General features: G+C 63.4%; 14 protein-coding genes. 11 read left to right on the top strand and 3 right to left on the bottom strand.

The window, feature by feature from the left end:
- Positions 1 to 10 precede the first annotated feature (10 nt).
- The 3 genes from NTU39_RS15875 (at position 11) to NTU39_RS15865 (ending at position 3,618) form a co-directional block, all read left to right on the top strand.
- Positions 11 to 925 carry a hypothetical protein gene (locus NTU39_RS15875; protein ID WP_150663004.1) on the top strand — a complete coding sequence of 305 codons (915 nt, stop codon included), beginning with the start codon at positions 11 to 13 and terminating at the stop codon, positions 923 to 925.
- A gap of 117 nt (positions 926 to 1,042) precedes the next feature.
- Positions 1,043 to 1,246, top strand: a complete 204-nt coding sequence (locus tag NTU39_RS15870; protein WP_039397848.1) for a YdcH family protein — start codon at positions 1,043 to 1,045, stop codon at positions 1,244 to 1,246.
- Positions 1,247 to 1,386: 140 nt separating this feature from the next.
- Positions 1,387 to 3,618, top strand: coding sequence for an ATP-dependent DNA helicase (locus NTU39_RS15865; protein WP_150663002.1), 2,232 nt, complete (start codon positions 1,387 to 1,389; stop codon positions 3,616 to 3,618).
- Positions 3,619 to 3,701: 83 nt separating this feature from the next.
- On the opposite strand, the gene NTU39_RS15860 is transcribed toward NTU39_RS15865, so the two are convergent.
- Positions 3,702 to 4,421, bottom strand: a complete 720-nt coding sequence (locus NTU39_RS15860) for a glutamine amidotransferase (RefSeq protein WP_257958034.1) — start codon at positions 4,419 to 4,421, stop codon at positions 3,702 to 3,704.
- Positions 4,422 to 4,517: 96 nt separating this feature from the next.
- Positions 4,518 to 5,345 carry an outer membrane protein assembly factor BamD gene (locus NTU39_RS15855; RefSeq protein WP_150663000.1) on the bottom strand — a complete coding sequence of 276 codons (828 nt, stop codon included), beginning with the start codon at positions 5,343 to 5,345 and terminating at the stop codon, positions 4,518 to 4,520.
- A 21-nt stretch (positions 5,346 to 5,366) separates the two neighbouring features.
- Between NTU39_RS15855 and NTU39_RS15850 the strand changes: the two genes are divergently transcribed.
- Both NTU39_RS15850 and pgeF read left to right on the top strand, forming a co-directional pair.
- Entirely contained in the window at positions 5,367 to 6,527 is a 1,161-nt protein-coding gene (locus NTU39_RS15850) for an RluA family pseudouridine synthase (protein WP_174984278.1), read from the top strand.
- The gene (gene pgeF, locus NTU39_RS15845; RefSeq protein WP_373275314.1) at positions 6,508 to 7,359 is read left to right on the top strand and encodes a peptidoglycan editing factor PgeF; all 852 of its coding nucleotides are present in this window, start codon (positions 6,508 to 6,510) and stop codon (positions 7,357 to 7,359) included. Before NTU39_RS15850 ends, pgeF begins: the two co-directional genes overlap by 20 nt.
- Positions 7,360 to 7,364: 5 nt before the next feature.
- Here pgeF and NTU39_RS15840 read toward each other — a convergent pair whose 3' ends face one another.
- The gene (locus tag NTU39_RS15840; protein ID WP_150574486.1) at positions 7,365 to 7,547 is read right to left on the bottom strand and encodes a hypothetical protein; all 183 of its coding nucleotides are present in this window, start codon (positions 7,545 to 7,547) and stop codon (positions 7,365 to 7,367) included.
- A 203-nt stretch (positions 7,548 to 7,750) separates the two neighbouring features.
- Here NTU39_RS15840 and phaC point away from each other — a divergent pair, with 203 nt between their 5' ends.
- From phaC to NTU39_RS15810, 6 genes are all read left to right on the top strand, one after another.
- Entirely contained in the window at positions 7,751 to 9,601 is a 1,851-nt protein-coding gene (gene phaC, locus NTU39_RS15835; protein ID WP_373275313.1) for a class I poly(R)-hydroxyalkanoic acid synthase, read from the top strand.
- Between the two features lie 79 nt (positions 9,602 to 9,680).
- Positions 9,681 to 10,862 carry an acetyl-CoA C-acetyltransferase gene (locus NTU39_RS15830; protein ID WP_046292248.1) on the top strand — a complete coding sequence of 394 codons (1,182 nt, stop codon included), beginning with the start codon at positions 9,681 to 9,683 and terminating at the stop codon, positions 10,860 to 10,862.
- Positions 10,863 to 11,061: 199 nt separating this feature from the next.
- Positions 11,062 to 11,802, top strand: coding sequence for a 3-ketoacyl-ACP reductase (locus NTU39_RS15825; RefSeq protein ID WP_039397856.1), 741 nt, complete (start codon positions 11,062 to 11,064; stop codon positions 11,800 to 11,802).
- A gap of 163 nt (positions 11,803 to 11,965) precedes the next feature.
- On the top strand, positions 11,966 to 12,553 hold the full coding sequence (gene phaR, locus NTU39_RS15820) for a polyhydroxyalkanoate synthesis repressor PhaR (protein ID WP_257958032.1): 588 nt from the start codon (positions 11,966 to 11,968) through the stop codon (positions 12,551 to 12,553).
- A gap of 273 nt (positions 12,554 to 12,826) precedes the next feature.
- Complete coding sequence (gene rimO, locus NTU39_RS15815) at positions 12,827 to 14,194, top strand: 30S ribosomal protein S12 methylthiotransferase RimO (protein WP_257958031.1); 1,368 nt, start codon at positions 12,827 to 12,829, stop codon at positions 14,192 to 14,194.
- Between the two features lie 32 nt (positions 14,195 to 14,226).
- On the top strand, positions 14,227 to 15,165 hold the full coding sequence (locus tag NTU39_RS15810) for a sugar kinase (protein ID WP_257960094.1): 939 nt from the start codon (positions 14,227 to 14,229) through the stop codon (positions 15,163 to 15,165).
- Positions 15,166 to 15,209 lie beyond the last annotated feature (44 nt).

Below are 15,209 nucleotides of genomic sequence, written 5' to 3'. Positions count from 1 at the left end.
GCACAACCTCATGATTTCCTTCGAAAAATTGTTTTCGCGACTGAATCTGCGCCAGGTTTCGCGCCGTCCCGCACGTGCATCGATCTCCGCCGTCGGGCTGTTCGGCATTATGACGGCTGCTGCCGTCGTGCCGTTTGCCGCATCGGCACAGCAGGGACTCTCGGCAGTCGAGGCCGCCGGGCGCACGACTGAACAGCTCCGGGTGCCCGTCAAGCCGTTCGATGCGACCGCCGACCGTGTCCCGTCGTCGGCTAGCAAAGCCAGCGCGGCCGCCGCTGCCGCCGAGGACGACAAACCCGTTCCCTATGACGATCAACTGGATATGCATCCGGCTGCCGACGATTTCGGCGGTCGTCGCGCGGTGCTCGATCGTCAGCGGGCATGGATCGATTACCGTTTCGAAGAAGCCAAGTACGAGTGCGCGTCGAAGTTCTTTGTGAACTATTGCATCGACAATGCCCGCGACGAGCAGCGCGAAGCGCTCAAGGCCGTTCGCAGTCAGCGTCTGGTGCTGGAAGATCAGGAGCGTCGCGCACGCGCGCAGGAGCGTGACGAGCGTCTGGCGGAGAAGCGGGCGCAAACGGCCGCTGAAGCGCCGCAGCGCGCTGCCGAGCGTGCACAGAACGTCTCCGATTACGAAGCCAAGCAGGCTGAGTATCAGCAGCGGGTGACGGAGCGCACGGGGCAGGCACCTGAGCGCGCGGCGAATGCCGAGACGTACAATGCCAAGCAGGCGGCTCAGCAGCAAAAGCTCGACGAGGCGAAGGCGTCGGCGGCGCAGAAGGCGGCCGAGCGCGAAGAGAACGTCCGGAAGTACAACCAGAAGCAGCAGGAAGCCATCGAGCGTCAGCAGAAGTCGGATGCCCGTCGCAACGAATCGCAATCGGGCAGCTCGCCTGCGCAAAAGGCCATTCAGGGGCAGTGAGCGACGTCGCTCGAATTGAGCGAGTCGGGTTGGTTAAGTCGGTTGAGTCGGTTGAGGCGCTTAAGTCGATTAAGTCCGGAACCGGAATCACTAGAGAGTTGCAGGAGAGTCGCCACGATGCAGCAAGATCTTCACTCCGTTGGACGCCGCATCATCGAGTTGCAGATCGAGCACCGCGATCTGGACTACCTGATCGACAAATTGCTGACGGAGCCGACGTACGACGAACTTCAGGTCTCCCGGCTCAAGAAGCGCCGTCTGAAAATCAAGGACACGATCACCCTGCTGCAAGTGCAACAAACACCGGATCAACCCGCCTGAGCGGGACGATCCGCAGATCCGCGAGACGTCGGCAAGTATCGTCCGAATTTGTCCGAATCGTTCGCGCGGGTATTTTTTCATTGCGGCGCCGCGAATCTCCATGAGGGGAATCGCGGCGCCTTCGAGTTTTCTGAGCCGTTTTGACCGATTCCGCCGCATCCAGCGATTCCTCCGATCTCTCCCGAAGCCCCGATAGTCCGGACGCGCCGACGTTCCACGGACTCAAGCCGCTCGCGCCCAAGCGCGAACGCGAGCTGGAGGAAATCTTCGGCGACGGCGGCATGCTCGCCCGCGCCATCGATGGCTACCGCTCGCGCGAGCCGCAGACCGAGATGGCACGCGCCGTGGCAGCCGCCATGGACACACACGACTCGCTGATCGCCGAAGCAGGCACCGGCACGGGCAAGACCTACGCTTATCTCGTGCCCGCGATGCTGTGGGGCGGCAAGACGATCATCTCGACCGGCACCAAGCATTTGCAGGATCAGATCTTCGCGCGCGACATTCCCACCGTGCGTAAGGCGCTTGCTGTGCCCGTGACCGTGGCCATGCTCAAGGGGCGTGCGAACTACCTCTGCCACTACTATCTGGAGCGCGCGCAGCAGGAAGGTCGCTTCGCTTCGCGTCACGAGGCGGCGCAACTGCGCGAAATCACCACGTTCGCGCAGATCACGCACAGTGGGGACAAGGCGGAACTGGCGTCCGTCCCCGAGAACGCGCCGATCTGGGCGCAGGTGACCTCCACCCGCGATAACTGCCTGGGTCAGGATTGCCCGCGTTACAAAGACTGCTTCGTGATGCAGGCACGCAAGGAAGCCCAGCAGGCCGACCTCGTCGTCGTCAATCACCACCTGTTCTTTGCGGACGTCATGCTGCGCGACACGGGCATGGCCGAACTGCTGCCCAGCGCGAACACCGTCATCTTCGACGAAGCCCATCAGTTGCCCGAGACAGCCACGCTCTTTTTCGGCGAGACGGTCTCGACCACGCAGTTGCTCGAACTGGCGCGCGATTGCGTCGCGGAGGGGCTGATTCACGCGCGCGACGCGGCCGATTGGGTCAAGCTCGGCGCGGGTCTTGAGCGCGCAGCGCGCGATGTGCGTCTGACGTTCGGTCAGGACAATGCGCGCATGTCCGTCACGCAATTGCCGGACGATCACGAACTGTTCGGCGCGCTCGAAAGTGTGGACCTCGCGCTGCAAGACCTCATCGAGACACTTCAGCATCAGTCCGAACGTGCGGAAGCGTTGGGCGCGTGCCTGCGCCGGGCGCTGGAATTGCACGAGCAGCTGGAGCGCTGGCAGACAGGCGCGACGCCGCCCACGCCGGGCGAACAACCGCTGCCATTGCTCGATCCGGATGCGCCGCGTGTGACCGATGGCAAGCGCGAGAAGGCGGCCAAGGCACGCGAGGCAGAAGCCGCGCGGCTTGTTGCCGAAGCGAAGGCTGCGGACGACGGCGACGGAAAATCGGACAAGTCTGAAAAGACCTACACGCCGCCGGAAACCGTTCGCTGGATCGAAGTGTTTTCGCAGGCGGTGCAGTTGCATCAGACGCCGCTCTCGATTGCGCCGATCTTCGCGAAGCAACGCGCCGGTGCGCCGCGCGCGTGGATCTTCACGTCGGCCACGCTGTCGGTGAGGGGCAACTTCATGCACTACGCCGCGCAGCTTGGGTTGGATGCTGGCAAGTCGCTCACGCTGGCCAGCCCCTTCGACTATCAGAACCAGAGCCTGCTGTACGTGCCGCGCGGTTTGCCGCAACCTTCCGCGCCGAACTTTACCGATGCCGTGCTCGACGCTGCGTTGCCTGTGCTTGAGGTGAGTGGCGGTCGGGCGTTCGTGCTGTGTACCACGCTGCGTGCGGTGAACCGCGCAGCGGAGCGTCTGCGCGAGGAGTTCGAGCGTCGCGGTTGGCCTTACCCGTTGCTGGTGCAAGGCGAAGCCAGCCGTACGGAACTGCTCGACCGTTTCCGCGCGCTGGGTAACGCGGTGCTCATCGGTAGTCAGAGTTTCTGGGAAGGTGTGGACGTGCGCGGCGAAGCGCTCTCGCTCGTCATCATCGACAAGTTGCCGTTCGCGCCGCCGGACGACCCGGTGCTTGCCGCGCGTCTGGACGCGCTGACGAAGAAGGGGCTGAGTCCGTTCGCCGTCCATCAGTTGCCACAGGCAGTCATTACGCTGAAGCAGGGCGCGGGACGGTTGATTCGCTCGGAGGCGGATCGCGGCGTGCTGATGATTTGCGACCCGCGTCTGGTGGATAAGCCTTATGGGCGTCGGATCTGGCAGAGTCTGCCGCCGTTCAAGCGCACGCGGGAGCTGCCGATTGTGCGCGGTTTCTTCGACGAGATGGCGGCGGAGGCCGGAGGCTGACGTTTATCCGCAGTGTGTGAAATGAAAAAGCCAGACGGTGACGCGTCTGGCTTTTTTGTGGCGGGAGGCGGGCCGCGCTTGCGTTAACCGGGAAGGGCATCCAGCCATCGCCCGATAACGGCTGGCGCGACTTCCGACAGGCGTGCGTGATGCACGCGTGCATCGTTGCGCAACGTAGTCGGGTCGATCTTGGCAGTACCGAGTTCGCAGGCGTGGCCGACGAGCCAGGACTCGATGCTGGCGGCGTCGGCTTCCAGATGGAATTGCAGACCGAGTGCGTGATCGCCCATCGCAAAGGCCTGATTTTCGCCAATCGCAGTTCGGGCCAGATGCGTCGCACCCGGCGGGATATCGAACTGATCGCCGTGCCAGTGCAGCACGCTCGCGTTGCCGAGGGCGGCCAGTGGCGACGATTGCCCGGCTTCGGTGAGCGTCAGCGGCGCGTAACCGATTTCCTTCACACCCAGCGGATAGACTTTCGCGCCCAGTGCTCGCGCCATCAATTGCGCGCCGAGACAAATCCCTAGAATCGGCTTGTTCGCGCTCAGGCGCGCTCTCACCAGCGCAAGCTCATTCGCGATGAACGGATGGATGACGTCATCGAAGGCGCCGATCGGTCCGCCGAGCACGACCAACATGTCGGGCGCGAGGACATCGATGGCGCGAAGGTCCGCGAGCGGTGCGTCGACATAGTCGATGCGATAACCGCGCTGGGCGAAATACGGTGCCAGCGTGCCGAGGTCTTCGAAGTGCACGTGACGCAAGGCAAGCAGCGTCTTGTCGGGGGCGGGGGTGGTGCTCACAAAACGAACTCCTGTCGAGGGATCGTCATGACGACGGGAAACAAAAAACCCCCGCACAAGCGAGGGCTTTTCGATGCATTCCAACCGACAACTGGCTTAACGCCAGATTTGCCACCAGGACTTCTTGTCGGCCGGGTTGTTGTCGATGCGACGGCCGACCGTGAGGTAGCCGCTGTTCGGGTAGGTCTTTTCCATCACGCGGCGGGCATCGTCACGCAGTTCGGTCATGCCGAGTTTGTCGTACGACTTGATCATGATGCCGAGGGCATCTTCCAGTGCCGGAGCCTGATCGTAGTCCTTCAGAGCAGTCTGCGCGCGGTTCACGGCGGCGAGGTACGCGCCACGGCGATAGTAGTACTCGGCGGCATGCACTTCGTGGGCGGCCATCGCGTTCACAGCGTAACGCATGCGCAGGGCAGCATCGTTCGCGTACTTGCTCGTCGGGTAATGCTCGACCAGGTACTTGAAGCTGTCATACGCGGCGCGCAGCGCCTTCGGATCGCGTTCGCTCAGATCCTGACCCGAGAAACGGCCGAACAGACCGAGGTCGTCGTTGAAGTTGATCAGGCCTTTGAGGTAATAGGCGTAATCGATCGACGGGCTGTCCGGATGCAGACGAATGAAGCGGTCGACGGCCGTGAGCGCCTGAGCGGGCTCGTTGTCCTTGTAATAGGAGTAGGCCGTGTTGATCTGGGCCTGTTGAGCATGCGGGCCGAACGGGTCGCGCCCTTCGAGCAACTCGTAATACTTGGCGGCTTTTGTATAGTCGCCGCCGTCGAAGCTGTCCTTGGCTTCCGAGTATAATTTGTTCGTCGACCAGCTGGCCGTTTCGTCGACCTTCTCCGGCAGAATGCCACAGGCGGCCATGCTGCCGACCACAATCGCGGCCAGCGTCAGATGTTTGACAAGTTTCAGGGCTTGCATGCTCGTTGGCTTCACTTCTCGATGACCCGTTCAATAGTGCCGGATTATAGCGTAACCGCCTCATTTGCCACGGAAAATGCGGAGGATTCGTCGGACGACGATTTCGACTCGCTTCCGGGGGCTTTCCCAGACTCCATCGATAGCGCCGTTACAGACGCTACTTCTTCGACTTCCGCTTCACCTGACACTGCGTCTTGCGCCGCGCCGCTCGTCGCGACATTGCCCTACGCGCTCGCTGGCGAGCGCCTCGACAAAGCGTTGGCGCAATGTTTCCCGGAATACTCCCGCAGTCGTCTTCAGGCCTGGGTCGAAGACGGCCGCGTCACGCTCGACGGCGAACCCGCCAAAGTCCGCCAGAAAGTGGCGGGCGGCGAAGCGGTGGTCATTACCCCCGCAGCGCTCCCCGAGCAACTGGCGTTCGCGCCGGAACCGTTGCCGCTCGACGCCGTCTATGAGGACGCGACGCTCGCCGTTTTCAATAAGCCCGCTGGCCTCGTCGTTCATCCGGCGGCAGGCAACTGGTCCGGTACGTTGCTCAACGGCCTGCTGCATCGTTACGGACAGGCGGCCGCCGATCTGCCGCGTGCGGGCATCGTCCACCGGCTGGACAAGGAGACGTCCGGCCTGATGGTGGTCGCGCGCACGCTGGTCGCCCAGACCGATCTGGTGCGTCAGTTGCAGGCGCGCTCCGTCAAACGGCATTACGCCGCGCTGGTGTGGGGACGGCCGCCGCAGCGCACCGTCGTGGACGCCCCGATCGGCCGCGATCCGCGCGAACGCACGCGCATGGCGGTTGTGCAGGGGCAGGGCGGCAAACCGGCGCGCACCCGGGTGGTAACGGTCGCCAGTGCAGAATGGGAAGGATCCCCGATTTCGCTGGTGCTTTGTTCGCTGGATACGGGGCGAACGCACCAGATTCGCGTCCATCTTTCCCATCTTGGGCATTCGCTGCTGGGTGATCCGCTCTATAAGCCGCGTCACAAGCGTCCGGCGCTGCCTGGCGGCTTTGCGCGGCAGGCGCTGCACGCGTGGCGCCTGGGGCTGATCCATCCCGAGGACGATGCCGCCATGCACTGGCAAGCGCCGCTGCCGGACGATATGCGTGAACTCATGCGCGCGCTCGGCCTCGAATTCGACTTCACAACGCTCCCCGATTCGCTCGATGACTTCTTCCCTGCCTGAGCAAGACAGCAAGTTGGATACCGCACAAAACACGATGCCTGCGGACTGGATCGTCCCCGACTGGCCAGCCCCGGCGAATGTTCGTGCCGTGTTTACGACGCGTGCGGGCGGCGTCAGCCAAGGCCCGCAGGCCACGTTCAACCTCGGCTACAAGGCGGATGACGATCCCGACGCCGTGCGTACGAATCGTGCCTTGCTGGCGGCGAGAGCGGGCGTGCCGTCGGCGTGGGTCGCGCAGGTTCACGGTCCGCGTGTGGTCGATGCGCAGGCAGCGTTCGATGCCGTAAGCGCGGGCGAGCCGCTTCAGGCGGACGCCAGCGCGACCGACGCCATCGGACTCGCGAGCACGATCATGGTGGCGGACTGCCTGCCGGTACTGCTATGCGACGCGCAAGGGCGCGCAGTGGCAGCTGCACACGCGGGCTGGCGCGGGCTTTGCGCCGGTGTTATCGAGCAGACGGTACAGGCGCTGCGGGCGCGGTTGCCGAAATCCGGGACGAACGACGACACGCACGTCATCGCATGGCTCGGCCCGTGCATCGGACCGACGGCGTTCGAAGTGGGGCCGGAGGTGCGGGAAGCCTTCCTCGACGCGGCTACGCCGCAGGAGCGGGACGCAACGTCAGTCGCGTTCGTCCCCCACGGCGATCCTGACGCTGGCAAATCGCTGGCGGATCTGTGTGCGCTGGCACGCTTGCGGCTCGCGCGCGAGGGCGTGACGAGCGTTTCCGGCGGAACGTGGTGCACCGTCGGCGATTCGGCGCGCTTCTATTCTTATCGCCGCGACCGGACGACGGGGCGCATGGCAGCACTGGTCTGGCGCGTTAGCTGAGACGGTTATTCTGCGTCATCGGGTCGCAGCGCGCGTGTGCGCCGCGCGCGGCTTCCCGCGATGTACAGGATGAGGAGCGCAGGCCCGATACCGCCGAACAGGAAGATGGCGATGCCCAGCCACGCAGACGGTGCGGTGATGGCGACCATGCCAATGACGTAGAGCCAGCCGAGAAGAACAATGATCATCGGGACAAGTCGGGGCAAACGCGCATTCAAAAATGGGTGGGGCGACGGGACAATGCACTCAGGACGTTCGCCGCAAAGATTGACACGCCTGCGCGCGCACGCAAGAATGCTTCACAGGCGGGGCGCATCGCTCATAAAGTGAAGCACGCCGCCGCGTTTCGGGCGCCGGCCCTGAACGCAACGGACGTGACACTCAGGCTACCATGAATCGCGCCAGTGCCAACTTCGATCCGGCCTCGTTTGCCGCCTCGTTTGCCCAGCAGTTTCCCTCCGCTTCGCTCTCCGCTCAGGACATGTCGCAGTGGTTCAAGGCCGCCCAACAACTGTTCGGCGCGTTGCCGGGATCTGCTGGCCCGTCACCTTTCGCTGCCAATGGTGCAGCGGCTGCCGCGAACCCGTTCGCGGGGCTTTTCGAACTTTTCGGTAAATCAGGCGCTATGCCGCAGCCGACGTCGCTGCACGTCGATCCTGCGCGACTGAACGAGCTTCAGTCTGAATACGCCCGTGAATTCGCCGAACTCGTCGCCGGTTTCAATCAACCCGGTCTCGATACGGCGCCTGCACTCGGCGATCGTCGCTTTGCCGGAGAGGGTTGGCGCAATCCGTTCTATGCGTTGCCCGCCGCGCTCTATCTACTCAACGGCCGCTTCCTGATGCGTATGGCCGACCTGGTCGATGCCGATGCGAAGACGCGCGAGCGGATTCGCTTTGCCGTCGAACAATGGGTCGCCGCAAGTTCGCCCGCGAACTTCATCGCCACGAACCCGGATGCACAGCAGCGCCTCGTGCAGACGCATGGCGATAGCCTGCTGGCGGGCATGCAGCATCTGCTCGTCGACATGGGCAAGGGCAAGGTGTCGCAGACCGACGAGGCGGCCTTCGAAGTCGGACGCAATGTCGCGACGACCGAAGGTGCCGTGGTCTTCGAGAACGACCTGATTCAGCTCATTCAGTACAAGGCGCTCACGCCGACGGTGCACCAGCGGCCGTTGCTGATCGTGCCGCCTTGCATCAACAAGTTCTATATCCTCGATCTGCAGCCCGAGAATTCGCTCGTGCGTTATGCCGTCGAGCAGGGGCACACGGTGTTCGTCGTGTCGTGGCGCAACCCCGATGCATCGCTCGCCCACAAGACCTGGGACGACTACGTTGGCGAAGGCCCGATTGCGGCCATCGACGTGGTGCGCGACATCAGCGGCCAGTCGCAGATCAACGCGCTCGGCTTCTGCGTGGGCGGCACGTTGCTGGCCGCAGCACTCGCTGTGCTCGCCGCCAAGGGGCAGACGGGGCGCAAGTCGCCGGTCGCGAGCGTGACCTTGCTCACGACGCTGCTGGACTTTTCCGATACCGGCGTGCTCGACGTCTTCGTCGACGAGCCGCATGTCCAGTTCCGCGAACAGACGATCGGTGGCGGTCTCGGCCAGCCGCCGGGGTTGATGCGCGGCGTCGAACTCGCCAACACATTCTCGTTCCTGCGTCCGAACGATCTGGTCTGGAATTACGTCGTCGACAGCTATCTGAAAGGCAATGCGCCGCAGCCGTTCGACCTGCTTTACTGGAATGGCGACGGCACGAATCTGCCGGGGCCGATGTTCTGCTGGTATCTGCGTCACCTTTATTTGCAGAACGAACTGAAACAACCCGGTGTGATCCAGACCTGCGGCGTGCCCGTGGATCTGGGCGCCATCGAGGCACCGGCGTACGTGTTCGGCTCACGCGAAGATCACATCGTGCCTTGGACGTCGGCGTTCCGCTCGTTGCCGTTGCTCGGTGGTGAACGTCGCTTCGTGCTGGGCGCGTCTGGTCACATCGCGGGTGTCGTCAATCCGCCGGTGAAGAAGAAACGCAGCTATTGGCGCAACGACGACGTGGGTGTCGATGCGAGCGACTGGCTGGCCGGGGCCACCGAGCACCCGGGAAGCTGGTGGACCGATTGGAGCGATTGGCTCGCGGGCTACGCCGGCAAACGCGTCAAAGCGCAAAATGCGTATGGTAATGTTGCTTATGCACCCATTGAACCGGCGCCCGGGCGTTATGTGAAGGCAAAGGCGTGAAGGCAAAAGCGTGAAGGCGAAAGCCTGAGCGCACGGGCATCCCCCCTGGTTCGAACCCATTGAAAAAGAGGAATGAGACATGTCGGATATCGTGATTGTGTCGGCTGCCCGTACGGCAGTCGGTAAGTTTGGCGGCTCGCTGGCCAAGGTGGCCGCGCCGGATCTGGGGGCGATCGTGATCGACGAAGTCCTCAAGCGCGCGAAGCTCAAGGGCGAGGACATCAGCGAAGTCATCATGGGGCAGGTGCTGACCGCTGGCTCGGGCCAGAACGTGGCACGTCAGGCGTCGATCAAGGCCGGCCTGCCGGCGATGGTCCCCGCCATGACCATCAACAAGGTGTGCGGCTCGGGCCTTAAGGCCGTGATGCTCGCCGCCAACGCGATCACCGCCGGTGAAGCCGATATCGTTGTGGCAGGCGGTCAGGAAAACATGAGCGCCGCACCGCACGTGCTGCCGGGTTCGCGCGACGGATTCCGCATGGGCGACGCGAAGCTGATCGATACGATGATCGTCGACGGCCTGTGGGACGTGTACAACCAGTACCACATGGGGATCACGGCCGAGAACGTGGCCAAGGAATACGGCATCACGCGCGAAATGCAGGATGCTTTCGCCGCAGCCTCGCAGAACAAGGCAGAAGCCGCGCAAAAGGCTGGCCGTTTCGACGCCGAAATCGTGCCGGTCTCGATTCCGCAGCGCAAGGGCGATCCGGTCGTCTTCAACACCGATGAGTTCGTGCGTCACGGCGTGACGGCGGAGTCGCTGGCCGGTCTGAAGCCCGCCTTCTCGAAGGACGGCACGGTGACGGCCGCCAACGCGTCGGGTATCAACGACGGCGCGGCTGCGGTGGTCGTGATGTCGGCCAAGCGTGCCGAGCAACTGGGCCTCACGCCGCTCGCGCGCATCGTCGCGTACGCGAACGCGGGCGTCGATCCGTCGGTCATGGGCATCGGCCCGGTGCCCGCATCGCAGCGCTGCCTCGCCCGTGCGGGCTGGAAGGCGAGCGATCTCGATCTGATGGAAATCAACGAAGCCTTCGCTGCTCAGGCGCTGGCAGTGAACAAGCAGATGGGCTGGGACACGTCGAAGATCAACGTGAACGGCGGCGCTATCGCCATCGGCCACCCGATCGGTGCGTCGGGTTGCCGTATTCTCGTCACGCTGTTGCACGAAATGGCGCGCCGCGATGCTCGTCGCGGTCTGGCCTCGCTGTGCATCGGCGGTGGCATGGGTGTGGCGCTGGCGGTGGAGCGCGTCTGACGTTTCAAGGTTGACGCACGCAAGCGTTAGTCTTACGAACCGCAGAAGAATCGGTGTCGCCCGTGTGTGCAATGCGCACGGGTTCGCACCGAGGTAGTCAGGAGACGAAAGGCACGCGTGGGAACGCGCGGCCTGCGCGTCGGTCAATTGGCAGTCGCAACAGGCGGCAAGTTTGCCGTTATTTTGGGGGAAGCGTTCCATGACTCAACGCATTGCATATGTGACAGGCGGGATGGGCGGTATCGGTACGTCTATTTGCCAGCGGCTGTACAAAGATGGCTTCAAGGTGGTGGCCGGTTGCGGTCCGAATTCGCCGCGCCGCGTGAAGTGGCTGGAAGATCAGAAGGCGTTGGGTTTCGATTTCGTCGCCTCGGAAGGCAACGTCGGCGATTGGGAGTCCACGAAGGCGGCGTTCGACAAGGTCAAGTCGGAGGTCGGTGAAGTGGACGTGCTGGTGAACAACGCCGGCATCACGCGTGACACGGTGTTCCGCAAGATGACCCGTGAAGACTGGGACGCCGTGATCGACACCAACCTCACGAGCCTGTTCAACGTCACGAAGCAGGTGATCGAGGGGATGTGCGAGCGCGGCTGGGGTCGCATCATCAACATCTCGTCGGTGAACGGTCAGAAGGGCCAGTTCGGTCAGACGAACTACGCGACGGCGAAGGCCGGTATTCACGGCTTCACGATGTCGCTGGCGCAGGAAGTGGCGACCAAGGGCGTGACGGTCAATACCGTGTCGCCGGGCTACATCGGCACGGACATGGTGCGCTCGATCCGTCAGGACGTGCTCGACAAGATCGTGGCGACGATTCCGGTCAAGCGTCTGGGTGAACCGGGCGAGATCGGTTCGATCGTGGCGTGGCTGGCTTCGGACGATTCGGGCTTTTCGACGGGCGCAGACTTCTCGCTCAACGGCGGCCTGCACATGGGCTAAGCGGTGACGGGGCGCATGGCCTCTGCGGGCCGCAGCAGGTACAGCGTCTCGAATCGGGTTAGGGCTTTGCCGCATAGCAGCAAACGCCCTAGAATCGATAATATGTGATTAACCCCGACCGCCGGTCGGGGTAGTCCTTCAAAAAACGCAGGAAACCCACCGCATGACCGCGAGCAAGAAGACTGACGAACGCCTGATCAAAAAGTATCCGAACCGGCGTCTGTACGATACCCAAACCAGTACGTACATCACCCTTGCCGATGTGAAGCAACTGGTGCTCGAGACCGAGGAGTTCAAGGTTGTCGACGCCAAGACGGGCGAGGACCTGACCCGCAGCATCCTGCTGCAGATCATTCTGGAAGAAGAGACCGGCGGTGTGCCGATGTTCTCGAGCGCCATGCTGGCCCAGATCATCCGCTTCTACGGCCACGCGCTGCAGGGGATGATGGGCACATACCTCGAGAAGAATATCCAGACTTTCATCGAGATTCAGAGCAAGCTGGCCGATCAGTCGAAGGGCATCTACGAAGGTGCGAGCTTCAACCCTGACGTCTGGGCGCAATTCATGAACATGCAGGCGCCGATGATGCAGGGCATGATGACCAACTACATCGAACAGTCGAAGAACCTGTTTGTGCAGATGCAGGAGCAGATGCAGAGCCAGGCGAAGAACATGTTCAGCACGTTCCCCTTCCCCGGTGCACCGGGCGCGCCGGGTACCCCGGAACGGGACCCGAACAAGAAGCCCTGAACGAGGCTTTTTGACGGCGGACATCGGCTTGCAACGCTCGATAGCGGCCGATGCCCGCGAGCGCGGCAGTGTGGCGTGGGGCGCACACTGCCGACGATTTGACCCGATCGGCCGCGCTGTGGCGCAATAGTTGGAACGAACCGCAGACGATCAGGGTAAAATGCGCGGTTATTCAGCCGGTTACGTCGCATCAGGCGTAGAACACGCGTAACGCCAGAGGCGTCGCGTACCGGTCGACCGTTACAAGCATCTACTACATCAGGATTTCGCCCCATGTCCCGCCCATCGCCCGCCGGCACCCCCAAAGTCGGCTTCGTTTCGCTCGGCTGCCCCAAGGCTTTGGTTGACTCCGAGCAGATCCTGACCCAGCTCCGTGCCGAAGGCTACGACATTGCCGGCACCTATGACGGCGCCGACCTCGTCGTGGTCAACACCTGTGGCTTCATCGACGACGCCGTGCAGGAAAGTCTCGACGCCATCGGCGAAGCGCTGGCCGAAAACGGCAAGGTGATCGTCACCGGCTGTCTGGGCGCCAAGAAGGACGCCGCCGGTCAGGACATCGTGAGCGCCGTGCACCCGAAGGTGCTCGCCGTCACCGGCCCGCACGCCGTGGGCGAAGTGATGAGCGCGGTGCACACGCACCTGCCCAAGCCGCACGATCCGTTCACCGATCTCGTCCCGCCGGCTGGCATCAAGCTCACGCCGCGTCACTACGCGTATCTGAAGATTTCCGAAGGCTGCAACCATCGCTGCACGTTCTGCATCATCCCGTCGATGCGTGGCGATCTCGATTCGCGTCCGGTCGCGGAAGTGATGCTCGAAGCGGAAAATCTGTTCAAGGCAGGCGTCAAGGAACTGCTGGTGATCTCGCAGGACACCAGTGCATATGGCGTCGACGTGAAGTACCGCACCGGGTTCTGGGCGGGTCGTCCGCTCAAGACGCGCATGACCGAACTGGTGACGGCGCTGGGCGAACTGGCCAAGCAATACGGCGCGTGGGTGCGTCTGCACTACGTCTACCCGTATCCGCACGTCGACGAGATCATTCCGCTGATGGCCGAAGGCCACATCCTCCCGTATCTCGACGTGCCGCTGCAACACGCGCACCCGGACGTGCTCAAGCGCATGAAGCGTCCGGCCTCGGGTGAGAAGAATCTGGAGCGCATTCAGGCCTGGCGCAAGATGTGCCCGGATCTGACGATCCGCAGCACGTTCATCGCCGGTTTCCCGGGCGAGACCGAAGCCGAATTCGAATACATGCTGGACTTCCTGCGCGAAGCCGAACTCGACCGCGTGGGCTGCTTTGCCTATTCGCCGGTCGAAGGCGCGCGCGCCAACGAACTGCCGGGCGCATTGCCGGACGAAGTGCGCGAAGAGCGTCGTGCGCGCTTCATGGAAGTGGCCGAGGAGATTTCGGCCGAGCGTCAGCAGCGCAAGATCGGCAAGACGCTTCAGGTGATCGTCGACGAAATCAATCAGGACGGCGGCATCGCCCGCTCGGCTGCCGACGCACCGGAAATCGACGGACTCGTGTATATCGAGCCGACGGCCAAGGCCGCGAAGCGCCTCAAGGTCGGTGAGTTCGTCAACGTCGAAGTCACCGGTGCCGACGGCCACGATCTGTGGGGCGAGGTGGTCTGATGACGCAACAGGATTCCCAGTCGAAGCAAGCGATGCAAACGCCGCAAACGCAGCAAACGCCGCAAGTGCTCGCGATGGGCGAAGCGATGGTCGAATTCAACCAGTCGCCCGACGACGCCCGTCGCTATCTGCAAGGTTTCGGCGGCGATACGTCCAACTTTGCCATTGCCGCGCGCCGTCAGGGCGTGAGCACGGGGTTCGTGAGCGCCGTGGGCGACGACCTCTTCGGGCGCATGCTGCTCGATCTGTGGCGCGATGAGCAGGTGGACACGCGCTACGTACGCGTGGACGGCCAGTCGCCGACCGGCGTCTATTTCGTGTCGCACGACGAGAACGGTCACCACTTCGACTATCTGCGCGCGGGTTCCGCCGCGAGCCGCTATCGCGCGCAGGATCTACCGGGCGAGGCATTGGCGGGCGCACAGTTTCTGCATCTGTCGGGCATCAGCCTGGCGATCAGTGTGAACGCCTGCGACGCTGCCTTCGACGCCATGTCGAAGATTCGCGCCGCGGGTGGCAAAGTGTCGTTCGATACGAATCTGCGTCTCAAGCTGTGGCCGCTCGCCCGCGCGCGCGCCACGATGCGTGAAGCGTTCAGCCTGACCGACGTTTGCCTGCCGAGCTGGGACGACGTCACGGCGGTGACCGGTCTGGAAGACCGCGACGCGATTCTCGACGAACTGCTCTCCCACGGTGTGAAGGTCGTGGCGCTCAAGCTTGGGCGTGAGGGGTGCTACGTCGCCACCCCGCAAGAGCGTCGCATCGTCGCACCGTACCCGGTGCAGGCCATCGACGCCACCGGCGCGGGCGATTGCTTCGGCGGCGCTTTCGTCGCACGTCTGGCGCTGGGCGACGATCCGTTCGCCGCCGCCCGTTACGCCAATGTCTGCGCGGCACTCTCGACGACCGGATACGGCGCGGTTGCGCCGGTGCCGAGCGCCGAGCAGGTACTGAAGCAACTGGCGAGCTAAATCGCAAATCCATTGAAGGGCGGGGCAGCGCGGTGCAAGCGCTG

Source organism: Pandoraea commovens (genome assembly GCF_024704525.1).
Classification (GTDB): Bacteria; Pseudomonadota; Gammaproteobacteria; order Burkholderiales; family Burkholderiaceae; genus Pandoraea; species Pandoraea commovens.
Note: the sequence above shows the minus strand (reverse complement) of the source record. Positions and strands in the feature narration are given on the sequence as shown.

Coding starts and splice junctions, on each gene's coding strand:
- NTU39_RS15840 (WP_150574486.1), bottom strand. CDS start 7,547: ATGATCATTGTTCTTCTCGGCTGGCTCTACGTCATTGGCATGGTCGCC.
- NTU39_RS15870 (WP_039397848.1), top strand. CDS start 1,043: ATGCAGCAAGATCTTCACTCCGTTGGACGCCGCATCATCGAGTTGCAG.
- NTU39_RS15830 (WP_046292248.1), top strand. CDS start 9,681: ATGTCGGATATCGTGATTGTGTCGGCTGCCCGTACGGCAGTCGGTAAG.
- phaR (WP_257958032.1), top strand. CDS start 11,966: ATGACCGCGAGCAAGAAGACTGACGAACGCCTGATCAAAAAGTATCCG.
- NTU39_RS15810 (WP_257960094.1), top strand. CDS start 14,227: ATGCAAACGCCGCAAACGCAGCAAACGCCGCAAGTGCTCGCGATGGGC.
- phaC (WP_373275313.1), top strand. CDS start 7,751: ATGAATCGCGCCAGTGCCAACTTCGATCCGGCCTCGTTTGCCGCCTCG.
- NTU39_RS15875 (WP_150663004.1), top strand. CDS start 11: ATGATTTCCTTCGAAAAATTGTTTTCGCGACTGAATCTGCGCCAGGTT.
- NTU39_RS15855 (WP_150663000.1), bottom strand. CDS start 5,345: ATGCAAGCCCTGAAACTTGTCAAACATCTGACGCTGGCCGCGATTGTG.
- NTU39_RS15825 (WP_039397856.1), top strand. CDS start 11,062: ATGACTCAACGCATTGCATATGTGACAGGCGGGATGGGCGGTATCGGT.
- NTU39_RS15850 (WP_174984278.1), top strand. CDS start 5,367: ATGACCCGTTCAATAGTGCCGGATTATAGCGTAACCGCCTCATTTGCC.
- rimO (WP_257958031.1), top strand. CDS start 12,827: ATGTCCCGCCCATCGCCCGCCGGCACCCCCAAAGTCGGCTTCGTTTCG.
- pgeF (WP_373275314.1), top strand. CDS start 6,508: ATGACTTCTTCCCTGCCTGAGCAAGACAGCAAGTTGGATACCGCACAA.